Annotated in this window: 15 protein-coding genes and 1 riboswitch; of the genes, 7 read left to right on the forward strand and 8 right to left on the reverse strand. The window is 55.3% G+C overall.

Translation table 11 applies throughout. The features are described 5' to 3' along the window. Positions 1-3: 3 nt before the first annotated feature. From coxB to GCU45_RS13740, 3 genes are all read right to left on the reverse strand, one after another. Positions 4-1,047, reverse strand: coding sequence for a cytochrome c oxidase subunit II (gene coxB, locus GCU45_RS13730; RefSeq protein ID WP_076172876.1), 1,044 nt, complete (start codon positions 1,045-1,047; stop codon positions 4-6). 414 nt (positions 1,048-1,461) lie between these two features. Then, positions 1,462-2,214, reverse strand: a complete 753-nt coding sequence (map, locus tag GCU45_RS13735) for a type I methionyl aminopeptidase (protein ID WP_152399353.1) — start codon at positions 2,212-2,214, stop codon at positions 1,462-1,464. Between the two features lie 222 nt (positions 2,215-2,436). Beyond that, the gene (locus tag GCU45_RS13740) at positions 2,437-2,625 is read right to left on the reverse strand and encodes a hypothetical protein (RefSeq protein ID WP_036651115.1); all 189 of its coding nucleotides are present in this window, start codon (positions 2,623-2,625) and stop codon (positions 2,437-2,439) included. Between the two features lie 381 nt (positions 2,626-3,006). Here GCU45_RS13740 and GCU45_RS13745 point away from each other — a divergent pair, with 381 nt between their 5' ends. The 4 genes from GCU45_RS13745 to GCU45_RS13760 all read left to right on the forward strand — a co-directional run bounded on the left by GCU45_RS13745 (position 3,007) and on the right by GCU45_RS13760 (position 5,986). After that, positions 3,007-4,026 (forward strand): serine hydrolase domain-containing protein, encoded by a 1,020-nt coding sequence (locus GCU45_RS13745; protein ID WP_244364561.1) that lies wholly within the window; start codon positions 3,007-3,009, stop codon positions 4,024-4,026. Positions 4,027-4,120: 94 nt separating this feature from the next. Continuing rightward, positions 4,121-4,414: a transposase gene (locus GCU45_RS13750; protein ID WP_076172873.1), complete on the forward strand. Its 294-nt coding sequence runs from the start codon at positions 4,121-4,123 to the stop codon at positions 4,412-4,414. A gap of 187 nt (positions 4,415-4,601) precedes the next feature. After that, entirely contained in the window at positions 4,602-4,940 is a 339-nt protein-coding gene (locus GCU45_RS13755) for a DUF4870 domain-containing protein (RefSeq protein WP_076172872.1), read from the forward strand. A 137-nt stretch (positions 4,941-5,077) separates the two neighbouring features. Next, entirely contained in the window at positions 5,078-5,986 is a 909-nt protein-coding gene (locus GCU45_RS13760; protein WP_152399354.1) for a diacylglycerol/lipid kinase family protein, read from the forward strand. An 88-nt stretch (positions 5,987-6,074) separates the two neighbouring features. Here the strand turns inward: GCU45_RS13760 and GCU45_RS13765 are convergent, their stop codons facing one another. Together GCU45_RS13765 and GCU45_RS13770 are read right to left on the reverse strand one after the other, a co-directional pair. After that, entirely contained in the window at positions 6,075-7,433 is a 1,359-nt protein-coding gene (locus tag GCU45_RS13765) for a nucleobase:cation symporter-2 family protein (RefSeq protein WP_152399355.1), read from the reverse strand. Positions 7,434-7,469: 36 nt separating this feature from the next. Further along, positions 7,470-8,048 (reverse strand): xanthine phosphoribosyltransferase, encoded by a 579-nt coding sequence (locus GCU45_RS13770; protein ID WP_152399356.1) that lies wholly within the window; start codon positions 8,046-8,048, stop codon positions 7,470-7,472. Between the two features lie 125 nt (positions 8,049-8,173). Next, positions 8,174-8,273: riboswitch (purine riboswitch) on the reverse strand. A 170-nt stretch (positions 8,274-8,443) separates the two neighbouring features. Between GCU45_RS13770 and mscL the strand changes: the two genes are divergently transcribed. Then, positions 8,444-8,935, forward strand: coding sequence for a large conductance mechanosensitive channel protein MscL (gene mscL, locus GCU45_RS13775; RefSeq protein WP_152399357.1), 492 nt, complete (start codon positions 8,444-8,446; stop codon positions 8,933-8,935). Between the two features lie 127 nt (positions 8,936-9,062). Here mscL and GCU45_RS13780 read toward each other — a convergent pair whose 3' ends face one another. Next, complete coding sequence (locus GCU45_RS13780) at positions 9,063-9,368, reverse strand: hypothetical protein (RefSeq protein WP_076172867.1); 306 nt, start codon at positions 9,366-9,368, stop codon at positions 9,063-9,065. A gap of 134 nt (positions 9,369-9,502) precedes the next feature. Between GCU45_RS13780 and GCU45_RS13785 the strand changes: the two genes are divergently transcribed. Then, positions 9,503-10,138 carry an NUDIX hydrolase gene (locus GCU45_RS13785; RefSeq protein ID WP_152399358.1) on the forward strand — a complete coding sequence of 212 codons (636 nt, stop codon included), beginning with the start codon at positions 9,503-9,505 and terminating at the stop codon, positions 10,136-10,138. Between the two features lie 138 nt (positions 10,139-10,276). Here the strand turns inward: GCU45_RS13785 and GCU45_RS13790 are convergent, their stop codons facing one another. After that, positions 10,277-11,137 (reverse strand): TrmB family transcriptional regulator, encoded by an 861-nt coding sequence (locus GCU45_RS13790; RefSeq protein ID WP_152399359.1) that lies wholly within the window; start codon positions 11,135-11,137, stop codon positions 10,277-10,279. Between the two features lie 84 nt (positions 11,138-11,221). After that, positions 11,222-12,028 carry a zinc ribbon domain-containing protein gene (locus GCU45_RS13795; RefSeq protein ID WP_152399360.1) on the reverse strand — a complete coding sequence of 269 codons (807 nt, stop codon included), beginning with the start codon at positions 12,026-12,028 and terminating at the stop codon, positions 11,222-11,224. A 304-nt stretch (positions 12,029-12,332) separates the two neighbouring features. On the opposite strand from GCU45_RS13795, the gene GCU45_RS13800 reads away from it, so the two are divergent. After that, positions 12,333-14,459 carry an ATP-dependent helicase gene (locus tag GCU45_RS13800; RefSeq protein ID WP_152399361.1) on the forward strand — a complete coding sequence of 709 codons (2,127 nt, stop codon included), beginning with the start codon at positions 12,333-12,335 and terminating at the stop codon, positions 14,457-14,459. The last annotated feature ends 69 nt before the right edge of the window (positions 14,460-14,528 follow it).

Genomic DNA, 14,528 nt, shown 5'->3' on the forward strand with positions numbered 1-14,528 from the left:
TTACTAGTAATTCAATTTATAGTTGGCCAAGTAATCGGCAATACCATCGATTTGTTCGTCAGTCAGACCGAGATCCTTCGGATTAGGCATTTTGTTGCCTGGTTTAACGGCTTGTGGATCCATGAGCCATTCTTTCAGGTTCTCTTTGACTGGTTTCCCGCCATCTTGGCCTTCGTTCAGCAAGATACCTGCAACCGATTCACGGGAACCGATGCCGGTAAGGTTAGGGCCTACAGGTCCGCCTTGGTCGCCAACAGCATGGCAGGACAAGCATTGTTTCTTGAAGGTTTCTGCCAAAGCCGGATCTTCAGGAAGCACAGCCGGTGCCTTCATGGCAGTCACCCAGTTATTGAAGGAATCTCCGTTAACCGCTTTAACCTTGAATTCCATGAAACCGTGGGAAGGTCCGCAGAGCTCCGCACATTTACCACGGTAAACGCCTTCTTTATCGGCGCTGAAGCTGAATCTGTTAATGGTACCATCCGGGTTGGTATCCATCTTACCCGAGAGCGAAGGAACCCAGAACGAGTGGAGTACATCCGCCGTTTTCAGCTCAAACGCAATCTTCTTCCCAGTCGGAATGACCAGGGTTTGGGCCGTTTTCACACCGTACTGCGGATACTCGAACTCCCACCAGTATTGGTGCGACGTAACCTTAACCTGTACGGCGTCCTTATCATTGTAATGATCGTCACCGAAAGCAAAGATTTGCTGTACGGTAGGAACAGCCAAAATAATAACCAGAACGAGCGGAATCACTGTCCAGATGATTTCCAGCTTGAAGTTGCCTTCAACTTGTTCAGGCACACCGTTCTGCCCTTTTCTTCTGCGGAACTTCACAAGCACGTATGCCGCAATCGCGAAAACGATTACGAGTACCACAATCATGATTGAGATTGCGAGCTTCATCAATCCCAGCTGTTCTTGAGCCACCGGTCCCTGTGGTCTCAGAACCGACAAGTCCTCGCGGCCGCACCCGGCTAAAAGCAGAGAAAATACTGCGAGCAAGGGAAGAAGTCGCTTTACAGCCTGCCACCGTTTCATCATTGATCTACCCCACTTTTTCCATTTTCGCAGGCTCCGCTGAAAGCACATTCAACGGCCATTCACCTGCACTATCACGAATGATTTGCTACTGTCAATTAAAACAATCACCTATTAAATATAAGTTTCCAGTACTATTTTGTCAATGTTTCCAACCTAGTTCACAAATTGTTCGAAAAGTGCCGAAAGTCGCGCCACAAAAGCTTTTGCAATCGTTTTCAGCGGGTTTACATCCCGCTTGCCAGCCCCTTTACGTGCAACCCGGTTCATCCTCCTTCGTATACCCAAGTTTCAACGATTACATTCATTTTTACCTGTTATGGAATTTTTGAATCGTCAAATTCAAACAAAAAAGAACCTGGGGACAGGTTCTTTTTGTCGATCGAAATATGACAAATTGTGGCGAATCCTTCCGGGTCACTGCTGCGTTAATATCAACGGGCCGTCCCGGGTGACGGCAACCGTATGCTCAAACTGCACGCCCCTGCTGCCGTCCGCCGTTTGCACGCTCCAGCCGTCATCATTCCAGAGCACCGCCCCCGAAGGCCCGAGGGTAAAAATCGGCTCGATGGTGATGACCAGCCCCTCAACAAGCTTCAGCCCCTCGCGACGATTCCCAAACGCCGGCACGTCCGGCGGCTCATGCAGCGACCGGCCGATACCGTGGCCTACCAATGGCTTGACGATGCCGTATCGGCTCCGCCTGGCCACCTTCTCCAACGCATAGCCGATATCTCCGACCGTGTTGCCCGCGACGGCCTGCGCGATGCCTTTGTACAGCGCCTTTTCGGTGCGCTTCAACAAACGCTCCAGCGGTTTGCTGACCCTGCCGACAGCATAGCTCCATCCGGAGTCGGCGAGCCAGCCGTCTTTGTTGACGACGATGTCGATGGTGACCACGTCCCCTTCCGCCAAGGGAACCTCGTCCGGAAAGCCATGGCATACGGTATCGTTCACCGAAGCACATGTGGCATAAGGATATCCCTTAAACCCCTTCTGTTCAGGAACGGCTCCCTGCCTGGCCAAATATTCCTCAACCCAGTCGTTGATCTGCATTGTCGTTATGCCCGGCGTGATTTTGTCCGCAACTCCCCGATGACAGGACGAAAGGATGCGTCCTGCTTCCTGCATGTATCCGATCTCTTCCCTGCTCTTCAGCGTAATCTCCAAGCGCCGCACGTCCTTTCCGATGCTAAAGAATGATGAATCAGACCGTGGTTTAGTATATGCCCGGAGCCATGCAGGCAGGTACAGGAAATACAAAAAACCGTATCCCGCGCAGGTTCCGCGGAATACGGTCATGTTATCAGGCTGTTCTTCAGCTTCATCGTAATCGTGTCCAAATCTTCAACTGCAATTCAATAAGCGATACGCTCGTTACGGCCAGCTTTGTCAGGAAACAGACGAATTCATCCGCCCTAACTCATGTTCCACAACCGAGGTTAATTCCTCTTCGTATCCCCCCATAATATGATATTTCCGGACGTACTCCTTAACAAACTTCTTCGGATCCTTGGGCCGGAAAATTCGTGTCATCTCGCGCAGACTTTCTTTAACTTCATTGTGACCTTTCGTTGCCATGATAGTTCCCTCCCAAAACACTTGAATGGATTGCTCCAGTTTGAGAATGCCGAAAAGACCTTACCTGACATCTGTGAAGTCGTCATTTGCAGTTATAGGTTTGGGCTGAACGCTCCCGGCTGCCGCTAAAGGTATCTGACACTAAGAATACCCTAAGAGGATGTTATTGAATCACTCCCTTCATTGTATCATATTCTAATGGCGAAAACAGCTTTCCAAAAAAATGTAAGGAATTACTTTTTTTCGAGTGCAGTCCTGCCGGATTAAAGCACTTTCCAGACTGCCCGTTTATTTGGATATCGGCATTTCAGGTTAAGTTAATGATACCGGTCAACCATCGCCCGTACCGGAGAACGATCCAGAAGAGAGGAGCCGGTCCCATTGAATCGTCCCGTTCTGCTGTTATCCTCCCCGCCGCTTCATACGCCTGCCTTCCCCACCTCCTCGCCGGAGCAGGAAGACGTCAGGCCTGAACCGCTTGAAGAGGCACACGCCCAGATCTTGAGGCGTTATCCGAAAATGCGCAGCTTTCTCGTCGTCAGGCACGGCAGGCTTATTTATGAGCGGTACTATAATGAAGCCGGACCCGGCACCCTGCATGATCTCCGCTCGGCGACAAAGAGCATCACGTCCACCCTCGCAGGGATTGCTGTGAGCAGACGAGAGCTTCCCGGCCTGGACGAACCGCTGATGCCTTATCTGCGGGACTACGCGCGGAAAATGACCGACCCGCTCTTAGAGGAGGTGCTGACGCTTCGGCGCCTGCTTACAATGTCGACGGGGTTCCGCTGGCAGACGGGCAAAACGCTCGGCGAACCGTTGATCCACCGATTTCACCGCAGCCGTGCCTGGACATCGTTCGCTCTCTCGCTGCCGGTAGATGCGCACATGGCCGGCGTATTCCAATACAGAAGCATCGATTCGCACCTGATCTCGGTGCTGATCTCGGAATGCTGCGGCACGGATGCATACAGCTACGCCCGCCAGCATCTGTTCGGACCGCTCGGGATCGAATATGCCGCCTGGTCTTCCAGCCCCGAAGCCCATACGATGGGCCATATTGGCTTGTATCTGACCGCCCGTGACATGGCCAAGTTCGGTCTGTGCTGCCTGAATAAAGGCCTGTGGCAGAACCGCCCGGTCATTCCCGAAGCATGGCTTGAACAGGCGCTGACCCGGCAGCTCGGCGGTTATCCCGCCTTTGGCGACTACGGATATCAGTGGTGGACAGGCCGGATGTGCGGTCAGCCGTTCAGCTGTGCCCATGGTCACGGCGGGCAGCAAATTTACCTTTTTCCAGAGCTGGATGCGGTAGTGGTGTTCACTGCGGACAGCAAGGTCAGCCGCTGGAGAAACCCGCGGTCCCTCCTTCAGCAGCATATTCTCGGCAGCATGGAATGATTAGGCCCGGCGGGATAATCCGCTCCCGGTCCGGGTAACTTAAATGAGAATCAGTTCGTTGAAGGATTTCCTATGGAACGAAGGAGGACTTGTCATGACTAATGAAGATAAACGCATGCTGCCGATTTCCCACGATAAAGTTGAGGTCGACGGCGTATATACCAACGAAGCGGGCAGAGAGGAAGTGCTTCACCGGGGCGACGAGTTCCCGGCTGACCTGATTTTGGGCTCGACGGAGTGGAAGCTGAGCGAATTTACATTCGATAACCATCATGAGGGCCGTACGGACCCGCGCCTGGTTCCCAAAGAAAACGACACCAACAAACGCGAGAAAATCGTCGGCCCGCGGCGCCAGTTCGGCCAAGGCGGCCACGGAGGCCAGGCGTGAGAGCAGCCCCACTCGTTTAATGCTCTCTTTTATTAAGCCCATCCTACTCTAATGGACAGAGTGGATCACTAAGGGCATCCTGCTACCTGAACCCCAGGCGGCCGGGTGCCTTTTTCACTGCTCATAACTTGTCTCCGGGGTTCATATGATAGAAGACAATCCTGCCGTATAGAAGGAGTGGTCTATCTTGTCCCCTTTCAAATCATCCACCGGTCTGCCAGAAAATATGGCCGCCACGCTCTGCTACCTGTTCGCTTTTGTCGGAGGCATCGTCTTCCTTGCCGTTGAGAAGCGCAGCCGCTTCGTCCTCTTTCATGCCTTACAGTCCGTTTTGACTTTTGGCGCGATTATGATCGCCCACATTCTGTCCGGCCTGATCCCGCTGATCGGCCCGGTTATTGCCGCCCTGCTGTCCATCCTGACGCTCGTCGTGTGGGTGGTCATGCTGTTTACCTCCCTGCAGGGAAAATGGCTGAAGCTCCCCTGGATCGGCGACATCGCGGAAAAGCAGCTGCGGCACCTGTAATATGCCCCATCGCTATGCCCTATAGATATGACCGACGTGATGCAGCATAAATATGCCCCGACTTAACCGTTCCTTTTTTGGGGTGGACTTCTTACAATTAAGAAGGCAGGGTTTATGTTGGCGTTGGGGGAAAAGCAATGTACTTATTCATCATTAATCCAAAGTCCGGCAACGGCAGGAGCCTCCGTACCTGGAAACGGATGCGCGAGGCTCTCGATTTGAAAAAGATTGCATACGCATCGCTGTTGACTGCTAGTGCGGAGGAAGTTGATGCGATGGTGACGGAAACGCTGGATCAGCACGGCAGCTGGAACGCTATCATCGTCATCGGCGGCGACGGCACGATCCACAGCCTCCTGCCGATATTGAAGCGGACCGGCATCCCGCTCGGGGTGATTCCTGCCGGTTCGGGCAACGACACTGCCCGGGGGTTTGGCATTCCCCGCGATCCGCTCGCCGCGCTGGAGCTCATTCTAACCGGCAGCGCCCAATCGGCCGATCTCATCTCGGTCGCGGGCGTGCCCGTCATGACGGCGGTGGCCGCCGGCTTCGACGCGCAGGTGAGCGAGAACGTGAATCGCAGTCGGTACAAAAAGATCTGCAACGCCATCGGTGCCGGGCGCCTCGCTTACGTCATTGGCGTTCTGCATACGCTGGTCACGTTCAAGCCAGGTCCCGTAAGCGTGACCTGTGGCGGCCAGACGGTCAGCTATCCGTCAGCCTGGCTGACCGCGGTCAGCAATGTGCCCAGCTACGGCGGCGGACTGCTCATCAATCCGCAGGCGAAGGCGGATGACGGCATGCTGGACGTCTGCGTAGTCCACGATTGCTCCCGGCTGCAGCTGCTGCTCCTATTCCCGACGGTCCTGAAGGGAACGCATGTGAAGCTGCCGATCGTGACCCTTTTTCGCGGAGACACGGTCGGCATCAGGTTTGACCGCCCGCGCCTGGCGCAGGGCGACGGCGAAGACGTTTCCGCCCTCCCGATGGATTTCCGGGCGGATCCTGGCGCCATCCAGGTATTCTCGGCACTTTCTGATATCTAAAAGAAAACCGTCTATCGACGCACAATCAAAGGCCCGCCCCGTAAGAACACGGGGCGGGCCTTTTGAACTTCTATTTTATTTAGAGGAATTAGGCGGCATGCTCATTCTGGACGGCTTCTCCCTTTTCCGCTGAGGAGACCCCGCCTTTAAAACCGTTGAACATCAAATTCAGAACAATCGCCGTCACGCTGCCGGCCACGATGCCGTTATCCACGAGGATGCGGAGATCTTCCGGGATGGCCTTGAACAGATCCGGTACGACGCTGACGCCCAGCCCCATGCCGACGGAGCAGGCGATGACGAACAGATTTTCAAAGCGGTTCAGGTCAACCTGCCCGCCCAGCATGCGGATGCCGGAAGAGACGACCATTCCGAACAGGGCGACCATCGCCCCGCCGAGCACGGATGTCGGCACCAGCTGGGTCAGCGCCGCAATTTTCGGCACAAACCCGATCACGATCAGCAGGCCGCCCGCCACAACAATGACGTCACGCGTTTTGACGCGGCTCATTTGAACTAGACCGACGTTTTGCGAGTACGTGGTGTACGGGAAGGAATTGAAAATCCCGCCGAGCACGATCGCCAAGCCTTCGGCGCGGTACCCGCGGGCCAGGTCTTTGGAGGAAATGTCTTTGTCGACGATTTTGCCAAGCGCCATAAAGACACCCGTGGACTCCGCCACGCTGACGATCGCCACCAGAATCATGGTCAGGATCGAGGAGGCATGGAACGTCGGCGTTCCAAAGTTAAACGGCTTGACCGCATGGAACCAGCCGGCTTCCTTCAGCGGGCCCAAATCTACATGGCCGAAAATTGCCGCGGCGACCGTTCCGGCGATCAGGCCGATCAGCACCGAGATGGAACGAAGAAATCCGGTAGCAAAACGGTTCATCAAAATGATAAAAATCAGTACGCCGAAGCCGAGGCACAAATTCAGCGGACTGCCGAAATCCTCGGCTCCCTGGCCGCCGCCCAGATCGTTCAGCGCGACAGGGATGAGCGTCACCCCGATAATCGTGACGACCGAGCCGGTGACCACCGGCGGGAACAGCTTGATCAGCTTGCCGAATATCCCTGAGAACAGAACAACGAAAATCCCCGACGCGATGATCGCGCCGTAAATGGCCGAGACCCCGTCCTTGAGACCGATGGCGATCATCGGCGATACCGCCTGGAACGCACACCCCAGCATGACCGGCAGCCCGATGCCGAAGAACCGGTTGCCCCATACCTGCAGCAGTGTAGCCACGCCGCAGGCCAGCAGGTCGATCGAGATCAGGTAGGTTAACTGTTCAGTCGTAAAATTCAGTGCACTCCCTACAATCATAGGTACGAGGACTGCACCGGCGTACATCGCAAGCAAATGCTGAATCCCGAGCGAAAAGGTTTTAAGCGGATGGCGTTTGCCTGTAAGTTGAGTCGTGTCAGCCTGATGATTCTGTTCCATGCCGGTATCATTCCTCCCGTGTATAGTTATGTGAATCTAGTCTTGATCTGCAAAAGTCACTTTGCCGTCATCCAGTGCCGCTACTCGGACCAGTGACTCGACACGGTAGCCGGCTTCCTTCAGCAGCCGCCCGCCGGGCTGGAACGCCTTCTCGATCACGATACCGATTCCCGCAACGGTCGCGCCCGCCTGCTCTACGATCCGGGCCAGTCCAAAGGCCGCCTCGCCGTTCGCCAGAAAGTCGTCGATGATCAGCACCCGGTCCCCCGGCTGGATGAACTTTTTGGCCACCGTAATTTCGTTCGTTTCCTGCTTGGTGAAGGAGTATACTTTTTCCACAAAAATATCGTCACGAAGCGTCAATGACTTCTGCTTTCTTGCAAAGATCATCGGCACTTCCAGCTCCAAAGCGGTCATAATTCCGGGGGCAATCCCGGACGATTCGATCGTAAGCACCCGGTTCAACTCCTCCCCGGCAAACCGGCGCGTAAACTCGCGGCCGACTTCCTTCATCAGAACAGGATCCATCTGATGGTTCAGGAACGAATCCACCTTCAGCACCTGATTGCTGAGCACGATACCTTCATCCAGTACTTTCTGCTTAAGTAATTGCAACTTGCTTCCCCCTTTGATGACGTTCCATTCCTCTGTAAAATACAAAAAAGCCCATCTCTTCCCCTGCCTTGATCGGCGGAAACAGACGGACTCAGGACAAACTCAAACATTCCGGACAAGCGCCCGAAAAATTTCGTTCATCCCGTAGTCCGATCATTCCGGTGATCGGGTAGAGACATGCAGGCCGATTCCTGCACATATACGAGAAACCTATATTCATTCATAGACTGGTGAAATGACAATGCATGAAGTATAACGCATAATAGGCTGAAAAATAAAGAGGTATTTGATGGACAATTTGAAAACATTTCAGAAACAAATACCAGTTTCAATGTTACAATGCCCTATAGAATATCTGCTAGAATAGATGCATGACACTCAGGAGGTTTGGTGAAATGAAAGGATTTATTCATGAGTTTAAAGAATTTGCAGTGCGCGGCAACGTGATCGATCTGGCCGTCGGGGTCATCATAGGGGGAGCGTTCGGAAAAATCGTCTCCTCGATTGTGAGCGACATTATTATGCCGCCGATCGGGGTGCTTCTTGGCGGTGTGAACTTCTCCGATCTCATTATCCGCCTGACCGGAAAAACCTTGAAGGACGGCAGCAAGGTCACCACACTAGCGGAGGCGAAAGAGGCCGGAGCACCCGTCATTGCTTACGGGCAGTTTCTGAACACGGTGATCGATTTTCTGATTATCTCGTTCTGTATTTTCCTGCTCGTTAAGGGCATCAACTGGATCAAAAACCGGGAGCATGAAAAGCCCGAGCCGGAGAAAACAACCAAGGAATGCCCGTACTGCCTGTCGGAGATCCCTGCGGCAGCTACGCGCTGTGCGCACTGCACCTCTGTGCTGGATACCGATCCCGAGCCGCAGCATGCTTGAGGGGACCCAGCAAGTAGACAGACCAGACCAGCGGACTTGATGGAGAGCTTGCTCTCCTGGAAATTTGCAGGTGTTATACTTTTCTATAAAAAAGACCGCCAGCCCCTTTCGGAATTCACTTCCGGAATCAGAGGCCGAGCGGTCCTTTTGGCATCAGCGTGCTGATGACGTTTTTCAAATCACGGTCTTCCGTGTACTTCTCTTTTCCGGTGTCCAGCTCCGTGATCCGAATCGACGTATACCCCGCGCCCGGGTCGAGCGGAACAAATTGCAGCTGTTCCCTTTCGGAGGCCCTCACGTTATATTTCATATCCTTAAACATTTGAATAAGCTGATCTTCGGTGGGGTGTCCGTCCTCCCCCGTCCAGATCAAGCCTCGCAGCTGCTTGTTCCCTTCCGGATATTTGACCTCAAACCGTACGATGCATTCCATCAATGCTTCCCCCTTTCTCTGTTCATGATCAAAACGCTATACTTAAAAGCTTATTTTCAGCAGCCTGTCTCCAGTCTTGCTACTTTTCCGGTAATCCTCCATAATTCAAAAATATGAATGGAGGTTTTCGCCACATGAAGAAAGAGTTCTTCGACATTTATAACGACGACCACGAATGGATCGGCACCGCTCTGCGCGAAGAGGTTCATGCCAAGGGTTATCTCCACCATACGTTCCACTGCTGGATCGTGCGCGATACGCCGGATGGACGCAAGGTTCTATTCCAGAAGCGCCAGACGTCCAAAGACACCTTCCCGGGTTATTACGATATTACCGCAGCCGGACATCTGGCGGCTGGAGAAACCGTCGCCGATGCAGTCCGGGAGCTCGAGGAAGAACTCGGCGTCACCGTCAGCCTGGACCAGCTGATCCCGCTCGGAACCGCCGATTATGAAAATCGGGGGACAGCCGGGGGAAAAGCTTTTATCGACAAGGAGAGATGCTTTATCTTTGGCGCCAAGCTGGATCAGCCGTTAGCCGCCTACCGGCTTCAGGCTGAGGAACTGACTGGTCTCTACGAAGCCGGCCTGGACGATGCCCTGAAACTGGCGAATGGCGAGATCGGGGAAATGCAGGCAACCGGCATCCTTTCGGAACCGCGGCCTGCTTCCGACACCGAAACCTTTGCGTGTACAGTGAGCTTACAGCAATTTGTACCGCATAACAGTGATTATTATCACACCGTTTTTATGAAGCTGCGCGAACTGTAACGGGATTAGCACATCCCAAAACCCCGAGATCCCGGTGCGGCCGATCCGTCGCAGAGAATCGTTCATGCCATGAACCATCTAACGCCGGATTTCATTAGACAAAACGGGTCCCGTCTCAACGGTACCCGTTTTCGTGCTTTATACTTCCTCCGAATCCTCAGAACTGTCGAAATCCCCAATGACTTCCGAGTCAGCCTCACGCGGATCGACTTCCACATACTTGCGGTAGATCCGCTCGTAAGCCGGACCGTACCGCTCCGCCAGCTCGCCGCCCAGGTCCTGCTCCACCTCGTAGAGCACCATTTCCTGTGTAAAATGGTGAAGCAGCAGCTCCACCATCACGGGATGCTCGGTGACCAGCGCCTGCGTCGCGCAGTCCTCCCCGCGCATGCCCAGCATGCACCAGCGGCGGTCAATGACGAAGGAGAACTTGCGGCCTTTCAAGGTGTGCCGATCCCCTGCGTCCTGATTCAACGCCGGCCAGGGAAGCAGCCGCTCCATGCCCGTATCGCTGCCGATACAGGACCAGAGCAGCTTCACCCCCCGCTGCTCGGCCTGCTCCAGCTCGCTGCGCATCAAAGCCGCTTCCTCGCGCCAAACGTCGACGACGATCTCGTGCTCCGCCCGCTCGAGCTCTCGGGTCAGCGCCTCCATGACGTTCCGGTCCCCTTCCACGTTGTAGAAGGGCTGCTGATCCGGCTCCACCCGCGGCATCCGGTTTTCGATGAACGAAAGCGATTCCTTCATCTGCCCCGCGATCATCCGGGTGAGTTCCTCCGTCTTCAGCATGCTGTAGCGGACCGGATCCCCTTCGCTGCGGTGCAGATATCCCTGCTGGCATAACCGCTGCAGCGTAGAGTACACATTGGAACGGGATACGCCCAGCCCCTTGGCCACCTCATATCCGGAGGACGGGCCTTTGCCCGCCAGCTCCACCATTATTTTCGCTTCCATCTCCGTGAATCCCAGATTCCGCAGATGATGTAGCAGTTGTTCCATTACGTTTTGTCCTCCCAATGCTGCCTAAAACCGCTGTCCGCCAAAAAAGCTTCTATTAAGCGTAATCGTTTGTTTCTCGCACCCCTAAATCTGTTCCGCACCGCATCTCGGGCACCACTTCGAGCCCTTAGGCAGGTCTGCACGGCAAATCTGGCATTTCACCGAATCGCGCGGACCTTCTTCACGCGCCCCCGTATCGCCGTCTCCGCTGTTTTCCTTCCAATAGCGAATGCGGCGGTCCAGCTCCAGCTGGCGTTCCCGCTCGCGTTCGAGCTCCTCGGCCTGGCGCCGCTCCCGCTCCGCTTCAGGATCATTTTCGTCGGTGTCGGTAAGGTCAAGATCATCCCACGCTTCCCTCATCGGAAACTCATAGTCGTAGTCCTGTTCCACCGCGGCTGCCGCCTCCTGCTGGCCGGAATATTCCCGCTCCTCCGGTTCTTCCCGGTAGGATGGCTCATCTTGAGCCTTGCTCCCGAAAATCGCTTCTTCATCAAAAGCAAAACCGACCGGTTTGGCGGGCTCGCTCGGCTTCACCCCATCATCCGCCAGCTTTCTTCCGCAGGACGGACAGAAATTGGCATCCAGCGTGGCAACGTATCCGCATTTGCACAGCCGCTCGTTTTTCAGCTCGGCAATCCGGATACGCAGCTCATCGATTTCTTCCTGAAGCAGGTCGCAGGATTTGCACAGGTCGACCATTTCCTTCTCGGCCTTGCTCATATCGCCAATGCGGTAGCCTTCGTAGAAGACTTTTCCCATCTCTCTGTAGTGAATGCCCATTTCCCGTTCGATGTCGGCAATCTGGCTGTTCAGCTTGCTGACCTCCAGCGTTCCCTGAGCCTTTTCCGTTGCGCGGTTAGCCCCTTCTTTGAGGCGCTGAATAATGTTCATGAGTTCTCTCCTCCAGTTTCCATGTCATCCCATTTATTCATTCCAAATGATCATTTACAATAGTAATCTGTGCCCTTGAGCTCATATCATCTGCCCAGGCCGCTGCCCGGGCTGCCTATTACCAAGATACCATGCCGGAGCTTTCCTGTGAAATCCGGGCCTGCCGTCAAGCGGCCTTGAATCTGGGAGCTTGGAATCGAGCGGCTGCAGGCGCATCCTTTCCGGATGTGCATATATCATACCAAATTTACAGTGCACTTGTGAAAAAGGCAATCCCTTACAGCCATAAAAGGAGGTCCTATCGATGGCTCAGCCCCCCATACATCTGAATGTTTCGATACATAGCGTGCCTGCGAAGGTGCTCTCTTCCTCTCCGGTTCCCCAAGCACGCCCCGCATCCCTCTCCACCAGCCGGGAGCTGGTGGGCGCAGGCGACGCGGACGCGTTTTTCTTTCGCGAACTGGAGCGGATGGGCATCCTGCTGAACGCCCCGCAGATCGATGCCGTACGCCACGGCGACGGGCCAATGCTCGCCCTGGCGGGCGCCGGCTGCGGCAAAACGACCGTTCTGGCCGCCCGGACGGCTTACCTGATCGCGGTCCGCGGCATTCCGGGTTCCCGGATTTTGCTGGTCACGTTTACGAGCAAGGCCGCCAAGGAGATCAAGGAAAGAATCGGACGCATGCCCGGCATTTCCGCAGCCGCGGCCCGTGCCGTAGAAGCGAGGACATTCCATTCCTTCGGACTGCTGCTGCTCCGCCAGCACGGATATACCGAGCAAATTTTTGGCGAATTCACGGCACAGCACACCATCATGAAAATGATTTTGCGCCGCCTGGATCACACCGGATCCTATCAGCCCGAGACGCTGCTGGCGGCGCTGTCCGCCTGGAAAATGCAGGGCGGATGGCCGGCTGACCTGCCTGAGGCAACCAAAGAAGAATCCGCCGTCAAACGCATTCTGCTCGGCTATGAAGATTGGAAGGCACAGCGGAACCAGTGGGATTTTGACGACATCCTCCTGCATGCCCGGAAGCTGCTCGACAACCCGGCTACGCTGAAACGGCTTCAGGACCGCTTTCATTATTTGATGGTCGACGAATTTCAGGATACCAACGCGATCCAGTACGACCTGGTCCGGCGGCTCGCCGAGCCCCGGCACAATTTGGCGGTCGTCGGGGATGATGACCAGACCATTTATTCGTTTAACGGAGCCCGGCAGGAATCGATTCTCGAGTTCGACCGCGTCTATCCGGGCACCAAAATCGTGAATCTCAACATCAATTACCGGAGCGACAGCCGGATTCTCGGCCTGGGGAGTGCCCTCGTCCGGCATAACCGGCAGCGCCGGCCCAAGGAGCTGCTCGCGGCGGGAGCGCGCGGCTTCAAGCCTGCGTACTTGACCCCTGCAACCCCGGATGAAGAGGCCCGCTGGGTCGTTCAGCATATCCAGGAGCATGTCGGCCGGGATGGGCTGGACTATGGCGATATCGCCATTTTGCACCGGACGTCCGACAGCAGCCGTGCCGTACTGGAGCAGTTGCTGCTGTGCGGGATTCCTTTTGTCCAGTTCGGCAGCGCACCGGTATTCTACGACCAGACATTGATCAAACCGCTGATGGATCACCTGCGGCTGAGCCTGACGCCCCGGCGGAAGGAATCGCTGCAGAGCGTGCTGGGCCCGTTGTATGTACCGAAGGAGGACGGTATGGCTTATATCCGGCAGCAGGAGAAGCTCCAAGCCAAAAAGTATCCGCTCATCCATCTCGCCCGGTGGGAACGGCTTCAGCCTTTTCAGCAGGAGGCGGTCAAGGAGCGCATCCGGTTCATCAAGTCGCTGAAATCCCTCAAACCGGCCTATGCCATTCAGGAAATGCGCAGACAGTTCTACGACAAGTACCTTCAGGCAGGCGATCCTCTCATTTATACCCAGTATAAAGAGATGGTGAGCGATACGCTGGAGGAGTTCGAGAGCGCGGCGGGACGCTTTGATACCATTGAGGAGTTCGTGGCTTATGCGGACGAGCTGACGGCCCGCCATGAGCAGATGGAAGCGGCCCGGGAGGAACGGAACGGCAGCGCCGTTCAGCTCATGACGATCCACCGGGCCAAGGGGCTGGAGTTCCGCCAGGTGTATTGGATCGGCGCCAGCGAAGGGATTCTCCCGCACAGCTCCGCCTTGAAGAAGCAGCCTCCGGCCGATATCAAAGCCGGGCAAGCGCTGACGGACGAGCAGCAGCTGGCGGCCGCGGCGCTGGAGGAGGAACGGCGGCTCGCTTATGTCGCGGTCACGCGGGCCAAGGAGAGGCTGTATATCAGCTCGCCCGCGTACTACCACGGCAAGCCGTCGGCGCCTTCCCGCTTTTTGCATGAAGCTTTCGGCATCCTGCCCCATCCGGACTCGCCCAAGCCCGTTTCACCCAGACGCTGAGGTGATTTACTGATTCAAACCGGCCGGTCCCGTGTAAAAAGCAGTAAAAGCGTTCATGCCTGTCCGGAG

Source organism: Paenibacillus cellulositrophicus (assembly GCF_009363095.1).
Classification (GTDB): domain Bacteria; phylum Bacillota; class Bacilli; order Paenibacillales; family Paenibacillaceae; genus Paenibacillus_AQ; species Paenibacillus_AQ favisporus.

Bases quoted from the DNA above. Each gene is read 5' to 3' on its own strand.
- coxB (WP_076172876.1), bottom strand. From the start codon at position 1,047: ATGATGAAACGGTGGCAGGCTGTAAAGCGACTTCTTCCCTTGCTCGCA.
- GCU45_RS13740 (WP_036651115.1), bottom strand. From the start codon at position 2,625: ATGGCAACGAAAGGTCACAATGAAGTTAAAGAAAGTCTGCGCGAGATG.
- GCU45_RS13750 (WP_076172873.1), top strand. From the start codon at position 4,121: ATGACTAATGAAGATAAACGCATGCTGCCGATTTCCCACGATAAAGTT.
- GCU45_RS13760 (WP_152399354.1), top strand. From the start codon at position 5,078: ATGTACTTATTCATCATTAATCCAAAGTCCGGCAACGGCAGGAGCCTC.
- GCU45_RS13765 (WP_152399355.1), bottom strand. From the start codon at position 7,433: ATGGAACAGAATCATCAGGCTGACACGACTCAACTTACAGGCAAACGC.
- mscL (WP_152399357.1), top strand. From the start codon at position 8,444: ATGAAAGGATTTATTCATGAGTTTAAAGAATTTGCAGTGCGCGGCAAC.
- GCU45_RS13780 (WP_076172867.1), bottom strand. From the start codon at position 9,368: ATGGAATGCATCGTACGGTTTGAGGTCAAATATCCGGAAGGGAACAAG.
- GCU45_RS13785 (WP_152399358.1), top strand. From the start codon at position 9,503: ATGAAGAAAGAGTTCTTCGACATTTATAACGACGACCACGAATGGATC.
- GCU45_RS13790 (WP_152399359.1), bottom strand. From the start codon at position 11,137: ATGGAACAACTGCTACATCATCTGCGGAATCTGGGATTCACGGAGATG.
- GCU45_RS13795 (WP_152399360.1), bottom strand. From the start codon at position 12,028: ATGAACATTATTCAGCGCCTCAAAGAAGGGGCTAACCGCGCAACGGAA.
- GCU45_RS13800 (WP_152399361.1), top strand. From the start codon at position 12,333: ATGGCTCAGCCCCCCATACATCTGAATGTTTCGATACATAGCGTGCCT.